This window comes from Tenacibaculum sp. Cn5-46 (assembly GCF_022347705.1).
Lineage (GTDB): Bacteria > Bacteroidota > Bacteroidia > Flavobacteriales > Flavobacteriaceae > Polaribacter > Polaribacter aiptasiae.
Genome location: NZ_JAKRGD010000011.1, coordinates 68,145 through 75,618, shown reverse-complemented (window position 1 = coordinate 75,618; position 7,474 = coordinate 68,145). Strand labels below are relative to the sequence as shown.

General features: G+C 30.7%; 7 protein-coding genes and 1 rRNA gene. 7 read left to right on the top strand and 1 reads right to left on the bottom strand.

Features of this window, described 5'->3' with window-relative positions:
• Together rrf and MHN29_RS18190 are read left to right on the top strand one after the other, a co-directional pair.
• Positions 1 to 107: ribosomal RNA gene (rrf, locus tag MHN29_RS18195) — 5S ribosomal RNA — on the top strand; the annotation flags it as partial.
• Between the two features lie 65 nt (positions 108 to 172).
• Positions 173 to 955, top strand: coding sequence for a tRNA pseudouridine synthase A (locus MHN29_RS18190; RefSeq protein WP_235276114.1), 783 nt, complete (start codon positions 173 to 175; stop codon positions 953 to 955).
• A 47-nt stretch (positions 956 to 1,002) separates the two neighbouring features.
• Here MHN29_RS18190 and MHN29_RS18185 read toward each other — a convergent pair whose 3' ends face one another.
• Positions 1,003 to 2,145 (bottom strand): acyl-CoA dehydrogenase, encoded by a 1,143-nt coding sequence (locus MHN29_RS18185; RefSeq protein ID WP_150901344.1) that lies wholly within the window; start codon positions 2,143 to 2,145, stop codon positions 1,003 to 1,005.
• Positions 2,146 to 2,238: 93 nt separating this feature from the next.
• On the opposite strand from MHN29_RS18185, the gene MHN29_RS18180 reads away from it, so the two are divergent.
• The 5 genes from MHN29_RS18180 (at position 2,239) to MHN29_RS18160 (ending at position 7,473) form a co-directional block, all read left to right on the top strand.
• A complete protein-coding gene (locus MHN29_RS18180; protein ID WP_235276113.1) occupies positions 2,239 to 3,300 on the top strand; it encodes an anhydro-N-acetylmuramic acid kinase in 1,062 nt (353 codons plus the stop codon).
• A 311-nt stretch (positions 3,301 to 3,611) separates the two neighbouring features.
• Entirely contained in the window at positions 3,612 to 4,838 is a 1,227-nt protein-coding gene (locus tag MHN29_RS18175; RefSeq protein WP_150901346.1) for a Glu/Leu/Phe/Val dehydrogenase dimerization domain-containing protein, read from the top strand.
• 18 nt (positions 4,839 to 4,856) lie between these two features.
• Positions 4,857 to 6,251, top strand: coding sequence for a sodium:proton antiporter NhaD (gene nhaD / locus MHN29_RS18170; RefSeq protein ID WP_235276112.1), 1,395 nt, complete (start codon positions 4,857 to 4,859; stop codon positions 6,249 to 6,251).
• Between the two features lie 146 nt (positions 6,252 to 6,397).
• Positions 6,398 to 7,081 carry a MotA/TolQ/ExbB proton channel family protein gene (locus tag MHN29_RS18165; RefSeq protein WP_235276111.1) on the top strand — a complete coding sequence of 228 codons (684 nt, stop codon included), beginning with the start codon at positions 6,398 to 6,400 and terminating at the stop codon, positions 7,079 to 7,081.
• Positions 7,081 to 7,473 (top strand): biopolymer transporter ExbD, encoded by a 393-nt coding sequence (locus MHN29_RS18160; protein ID WP_235276110.1) that lies wholly within the window; start codon positions 7,081 to 7,083, stop codon positions 7,471 to 7,473. Before MHN29_RS18165 ends, MHN29_RS18160 begins: the two co-directional genes overlap by 1 nt.
• The last annotated feature ends 1 nt before the right edge of the window (position 7,474 follow it).

Genomic DNA, 7,474 nt, shown 5'->3' with positions numbered 1-7,474 from the left:
AGGTGATTATTGCAATGGGGCTCACCTCTTACCATTCCGAACAGAGAAGTTAAGCCCATTAGCGCCGATGGTACTGCCGATGGTGGGAGAGTAGGTCGTTGCCTTTCTTTTTAACCTCAATCTTATACAATAAGATTGAGGTTTTTTTTTGCCAAAATTTTATATTTGAAAAATGAATTATAAACATTCTTATTTAGTAACGATACAATATTTAGGTTTTCGTTTTCATGGTTGGCAAAAACAACCAAACTTAAAAACAGGGCATCTTTTTTTAGATAAAACATTAAAGTTTATTTATAAAGGAATTCGACTTAAGAGTTTAGGAGTTGGACGAACTGATGCGAGAGTTTCTGCAAGTCATTTTGCATTTCAATTATTTATTGATGAAGAAGTAGATTTTGATCAGTTTATGATAGATTTTAATGCAAATGCTCCTGGGGATATGCGTGCTTTAAAGATTGAAGATATTGATAGAGATTTTAATATCATTCAACATCCAAAGTTAAAAGAGTATAGGTATTACTTTTCTTACGGAGAAAAAAACCATCCTTATTCAGCGCCTTTTTTAACGCGTTTTAGAGAACAATTGGATATAGAATTAATGAAAGAGGGGGCTAAGTTATTTGAAGGCTTTAATAACTATAAAAGATACTGTACTAAGCCATCTAAAGATACTAAAGTAGAAAGAGAGATTGTTTACTGTAGAATTGAAAGAAATACGGAATTAACAGCTTCTTTTTTTCCTAAAGAAAGTTATGTTTTAATAGTAAGAGGAGAAGGGTTTTTGAGAAATCAAATTCGATTAATTATGGGAGCTTTACACGATTTAGGAAAAGGTGAGTTTGATTTAGAATTTATTAAAAATAGTTTAAATCCAGATTCTGATGTAGATTTAATAAAAAACATCGCCCCAGCATCAGGATTACATTTACATAAAATAGATTTCAAAAAATAAAGCTCATCAATTTTGATGAGCTTTATTAATATTATTAGAGAATAAACTTAGTCTCTTATTAAACTTCTTGAAATTACAATTTTTTGAATTTCAGAAGTACCTTCATAAATCTGAGTAATTTTTGCATCACGCATTAAACGTTCTACATGGTATTCTTTTACGAAACCATTACCTCCGTGGATTTGAACAGCTTCAACAGTTTGTTCCATTGCTACCTTAGATGCATATAATTTTGCCATAGCACCAGATTGATCGTAGTTAATACCATTATCTTTATCACAAGCAGCTTTCATTACCAAATGACGAGCAGCAGCAATTTCTGTATACATATCAGCTAATTTGAATGCAATTGCTTGGTGATTGCAAATTTCCGTACCAAAAGCTTTACGCTCTTTAGAATATTTTAAAGCTAATTCATAAGCACCTGAAGCAATACCTAAAGCTTGAGCAGCGATACCAATTCTTCCTCCAGATAAAGTTTTCATGGCAAATTTAAAACCAAATCCGTCTTCACCAATACGGTTTTCTTTTGGCACTTTTACATCGTTAAATTGTAATGTATGAGTATCAGAACCACGAATACCTAATTTATCTTCTTTTGGCCCAATATCAAATCCTTCCATTCCTTTTTCAACTATAAAAGCATTAATACCTCTATGTTTTTTTGAACGATCTGTTTGAGCAATTACTAAAAAGACATCAGCACGACCTCCGTTAGTAATCCAGTTTTTAGTACCGTTTAATAAGTAATGATCACCTTTATCTTCAGCAGTTGTAGCTTGAGATGTGGCATCAGAACCTGCTTCAGGTTCACTTAAACAAAATGCTCCAATTTGTTCACCAGTAGCTAATTTTGTTAAATATTTTTCTTTTTGTTCTTCAGTACCATATGCTTCTAAACCATAACATACTAAAGAATTATTAACAGAAACCATAACAGAAGCAGAAGCATCAATTTTTGATAATTCTTCCATTATTAATACATAAGAAACAGCATCCATTCCGCTTCCTCCGTATTTTGGGTCTACCATTACTCCCATAAAACCTAATTCTCCCATTTTACGAACTAATTCGTTAGGAAACTCTTGTTTTTCATCTCTTTCTATTACTCCAGGTAGTAATTCGGTCTGCGCAAAATCACGTGCAGCATCACGAATCATTAAATGCTCTTCTGTAAGATTAAAATCCATTATCTAATTTATATTTTTGTTAATTTCGTAAAAAATGTCCCCAAAGATACTTTTTTAATAGCAAATTTTCAATAGACTTACTACTTTTACTTCATGTTAAATAATTATATTTATTGTATTGGGTTAATGTCTGGAACATCATTAGATGGAATTGACTTAGCTTATATCCAATTTGACTCAAATTCATACAATAACTTCCAAATTATAAAAGCAGATACTTTTTCATATTCTGATGAATGGAAAAGTAAATTACAGAAAGCTATATCATATAAAAAAGAAGATCTGAAAAGCTTAGATATAGAGTATGCAATCCTTTTAGGTAAGCTTTTAAATGAGTTTATTGAAATCAATGAAATATCAAAATTAGATTTTATAGCTTCCCATGGTCATACTATTTTGCATCAACCAGAAAATGGAATCACTTTACAAATTGGTAATGGTCAACAAATAGCAAATATTACAAATAAAAAAGTTGTTTGTGACTTTAGGACTCAAGATGTAAAATTAGGAGGTCAAGGAGCTCCTTTGGTTCCAATAGGAGATAAGTTATTATTCTCTGACTATGAATATTGTTTAAATCTAGGAGGTTTTGCTAATGTTTCATTTGAAAAGAATACTAAGAGAATAGCTTTTGATATATGTCCAGTAAATATTGTGTTAAATCATTATACACGAAAGTTAGGACAGGAATATGATGATAATGGAAATTTAGCATCAACTGGTAATGTCAATGAAATTTTATTGAATGAATTAAATCAACTAAAATTTTATAAGATTAAACCTCCAAAATCATTAGGTTTAGAATGGGTGCAAAAAGAAATTTTTCCATTGATAGATAACTTAGAGAAAGATATTCAAACAATATTAAGAACTTTTGTTGAGCATATAGCAATTCAAATAGGAAGTGTTATTAAAAATAGTGAATCAGTTTTAGCTACTGGAGGAGGTGTATATAACTCCTTTTTGATGGAAAGAATTGATTTTTATGCTAAAACTAGAGTAGAAAAAGTTAGTGATGAGCTTATTAATTACAAGGAAGCGTTAATTTTTGGTTTTTTAGGTGTGTTAAAGATTGATAATCAAGTGAATTGCTTGTCATCGGTGACAGGAGCAAATAAAAACCACTCTTCTGGAGAAATATTTCAGCCTAAATAAAAATTAATTTTTATGTTAAAATTTACAAAAAACCAAGGAAACTTTTTTAGTATTTAAAGTTTCCTGTGTATTTTAGCAGAGTTATTTTAAATGTTTAATCAATTTTCTTTCAAAATATTCTATAAAATAAAGCTAATTGAATTAATAATGTGTAAAATATGTTTTTTTATGGTAGTTTTGTAAGCACAACTATTATTAAAAACCACAGTAAGATGAATCAACTTTAACTCCCCTATGGGGACAAATTGTAAAGAACTTCAAAAAATGAAAAAGAGAAACAATTAAAGTTGAATTTACCTATAAAATTTAGAATGAAAGATTTATTAAAAAAATACGAAGAAAAACAACCTGAAATAGTTTTTAACTGGAAAGATTCTGAAACAGAAGCAGAAGGTTGGACAGTTATAAATTCACTAAGAGGTGGTGCTGCTGGTGGTGGTACGCGTATGCGTAAAGGTTTAGATAAGTATGAAGTAACTTCATTGGCAAAAACAATGGAGGTTAAGTTTACTGTTTCAGGACCAGCTATTGGTGGAGCTAAATCAGGAATTAACTTTGATCCGCACGATCCTCGTAAAAAAGGAGTTTTAGAGCGTTGGTATAAGGCAGTGGCTCCATTATTAAAAAACTATTATGGAACTGGAGGGGATTTAAATGTTGATGAAATTCATGAAGTAATTCCTATGACTGAAGATGTAGGTGTATGGCACCCGCAAGAAGGAGTTTTTAATGGACACTTTAAACCAACAGAAGCTGATAAAATTAATAGAATAGGTCAGTTACGTCATGGAGTTATAAAAGTATTAGAAGACGAAAAGTTATCTCCAAGTATTTTAAAAAAATATACAGTAGCTGATATGATTACTGGTTATGGAGTTGCTGAAGCTATTCGTCACTATTATAATATCTATGGAGGTACAGTAGTTGGAAAAAGAGCTATTGTACAAGGTTTTGGTAATGTTGGTTCTGCAGCTGCGTTTTATTTAGCAGAAATGGGAGCTAAGGTTGTTGGAATTATTGATAGAGTTGGAGGAGTAATAAATGAAGAAGGGTTTTCGTTTGAAGAAATTAAAGAAATGTTCTTAAATAAAGATGGTAATACTTTAGTATCTGAAAATATGATTCCTTTTGAGGAGATGAATGAACGTATTTGGAACTTACCATGTGAAATCTTTGCTCCATGTGCTGCTTCAAGATTAGTACAACAAGATCAAATAAATAAAATGATTGATACAGGTTTAGAAGTAATTTCTTGTGGAGCAAATGTACCATTTGCTGATAAAGAAATATTCTTTGGCCCTATCATGGAGGAAACTGATAAGAAAGTTAGTTTGATTCCAGATTTTATTTCAAATTGTGGAATGGCAAGAGTATTTGCATACTTTATGGAACGTAGAGTTGAAATGACAGACGAAGCTATATTCACAGATACTTCAAACACAATAAAGAAAGCACTTCAAAAAACTTTTGCAAAGAGTGCTTCTAAAACAAAAATTAGCGAGACAGCCTTCGAAATCGCGTTAAAAGAATTGATATAAAAACAAATTAAATAAAAAATGGAGTTAGCGATTATTTTAGTATTCGTAATGGGATATTTGGCCATTACTTTAGAGCATAACATTAAGTTAGATAAATTAATACCAGCATTAATAATGATGGCTATTTGTTGGGCCTTAGTGGCTCTAGGAGTAGATAGTTTTTCTAACTGGTTTGATTCGTCAAAGCATGCTTTAGTAGAAGGTTTTAGTGCCTTAGCCCACGATGATAAAATGCATTTAGTAGAAGAAACATTGTTACATCATCTAGGTAAAACAGCAGAAATTTTAGTTTTCCTTTTAGGAGCAATGACCATAGTAGAAATTATAGATTATTTTGATGGTTTTTCTACAATTAAAGGATATGTAAAAACTAAGAGTAAGAAGAAAATTCTTTGGATGTTTGGTGTTCTAGCATTTATATTATCAGCGATTATTGATAATCTAACAGCTACCATTGTATTGATTTCTATTTTACAAAAAATAGTAAAAAGTAGAGAAGATAGAATTTGGTTTGCAGGTTTAATTATTATTGCAGCAAATGCAGGAGGAGCTTGGTCGCCAATTGGAGATGTTACTACTACAATGTTATGGATAGGTAAAAAAGTAAGCACACCGATGTTAGTTGCGTATTTATTTATACCATCAGTGCTTTGTATGGTAGTACCAACTTTTATAGCGTCTTTTTTACCAGCTTTCAAAGGAGAAATAGAAACAGATGAAAGTGATGATGATAAAAAGAAAAGTCCTCATAGCGCTAGAATGTTATATTTAGGATTAGGAGCAATTGTATTTGTGCCTTTCTTTAAAACAGTAACTCATTTACCTCCTTATGTAGGAATGATGTTGTCATTAGCAGTTGTAGCTACTTTTGCTGAAATTTATAGTAGAACAAAATTCTCATTAACAGATTTTGATAGCGAAGAATCTGATGCTCATGCTCACCATAGTCCAGTACATGCATCTTTATCTAAAATTGAAATGCCAAGTATTTTATTTTTCTTAGGAATCTTAATGGCTGTGGCAGCTTTAGAGTCTTTAGGAATCTTATTTAATTTTGCTGATAGTTTAAAACAAGGAATTCCTTTAATGGGGTCTGAGTTAGCAGGAACAAATGTTTCGGATTTAGTAGTGATTTTATTAGGAATCGGTTCAGCTGTAATTGATAATGTACCTTTAGTAGCAGCTTCATTAGGAATGTTCTCTGAACCAATTGATAATCCGTTATGGCACTTTATTGCTTTTTCAGCAGGAACAGGAGGAAGTATGTTAATCATTGGTTCTGCAGCAGGAGTTGTGGCAATGGGAATGGAAAAAATAGATTTCTTTTGGTATTTAAAGAAAATCTCTTGGTTAGCTTTTATCGGATTTATAGTAGGATCATTAGCGTTTATGTTAATGAGAACATTTATCTAAAAAAATATAATAAATAAAAATAAAGTCTTCCTTAATCATGGTTATTGAGGAAGACTTTTTTATACTTGTATTTTAAAACAATTTTCAATAAAACAAATCGTTAATTAGTTAACGTAAATTAATTACAAACTCTAATATTATTTTTAATGTTGTTATTTCAAGAAAGTACAGAATTGTTAGAAGAAGTGTCAGAAGAAAAAACATTATCTATAATCCAGTTAATTAAAGATGGTGGATTAGGAGGACAAATTATCATAGCACTATTGTTTGTGTTATTAGCAGTAGCTCTTTATATATACTTTGAACGCTTTTTTGCAATTAAAGCAGCATCTAAGGTTGATAAAAATTTTATGAATCAAATTAGAGACCATGTAACTAGTGGTAAATTAGATAGTGCTAAAGCAATGTGTGAAAACACACAAACACCAACTGCAAGATTAATTGGTAAAGGTATTTCTAGAATAGGAAAACCATTAGATGATATTAATACAGCAATAGAAAATGCAGGTAAGTTAGAAGTTTATCAGTTAGAAAGAAACGTATCGGTATTAGCAACTATAGCTGGAGCAGCTCCAATGATAGGATTTTTAGGAACAGTAATTGGAATGATAGTTGCGATACATGAAATAGCAAACTCTGGCGGTCAAATAGATATTAAAATGTTATCAGATGGTTTGTATACAGCAATGACAACCACAGTAGCAGGTTTAATAGTTGGTATTATTGCATATATCGCATATAATCATTTAGTAGTTCGTACAGATAAAGTAGTTTATCAAATGGAAGCTAAATCAGTTGAGTTTTTAGATTTATTAAATGAACCAGTATAATGAATTTAAAAGGAAGAAATAAAGTAGATCCAAGTTTCAATATGTCTTCAATGACTGATATTGTTTTCTTGTTGTTGATTTTTTTCATGTTAACATCTACGCTAGTTACTGTTAGTGCAATAGATGTTTTATTACCTAAAGCAGGAGGGAAAACAGAAAATAATACTTCAGTAGCAGTAACAATAACAAAAAACTCTTCTTTTTATATTGATAAAACTAAAGTTAGTAATGCTAATTTAGAAAACTCAATTTTAGCTAAAGTTGGGCCAGGTAAAAAGAAAACAGTAGTAATACGAGGCGATCAAAATGTTCCATATAAAAATGTAATGAGAGTTATTGATATTGCAAATAGGAACAAGTTGAAAATGATATTAGCAGTAAAGGGCAAATAAA

What these genes read in the sequence shown, in the direction of transcription:
- MHN29_RS18190 (WP_235276114.1), top strand. Translation starts at nt 173, where the DNA reads ATGAATTATAAACATTCTTATTTAGTAACGATACAATATTTAGGTTTT.
- MHN29_RS18185 (WP_150901344.1), bottom strand. Translation starts at nt 2,145, where the DNA reads ATGGATTTTAATCTTACAGAAGAGCATTTAATGATTCGTGATGCTGCA.
- MHN29_RS18180 (WP_235276113.1), top strand. Translation starts at nt 2,239, where the DNA reads ATGTTAAATAATTATATTTATTGTATTGGGTTAATGTCTGGAACATCA.
- MHN29_RS18175 (WP_150901346.1), top strand. Translation starts at nt 3,612, where the DNA reads ATGAAAGATTTATTAAAAAAATACGAAGAAAAACAACCTGAAATAGTT.
- nhaD (WP_235276112.1), top strand. Translation starts at nt 4,857, where the DNA reads ATGGAGTTAGCGATTATTTTAGTATTCGTAATGGGATATTTGGCCATT.
- MHN29_RS18165 (WP_235276111.1), top strand. Translation starts at nt 6,398, where the DNA reads ATGTTGTTATTTCAAGAAAGTACAGAATTGTTAGAAGAAGTGTCAGAA.
- MHN29_RS18160 (WP_235276110.1), top strand. Translation starts at nt 7,081, where the DNA reads ATGAATTTAAAAGGAAGAAATAAAGTAGATCCAAGTTTCAATATGTCT.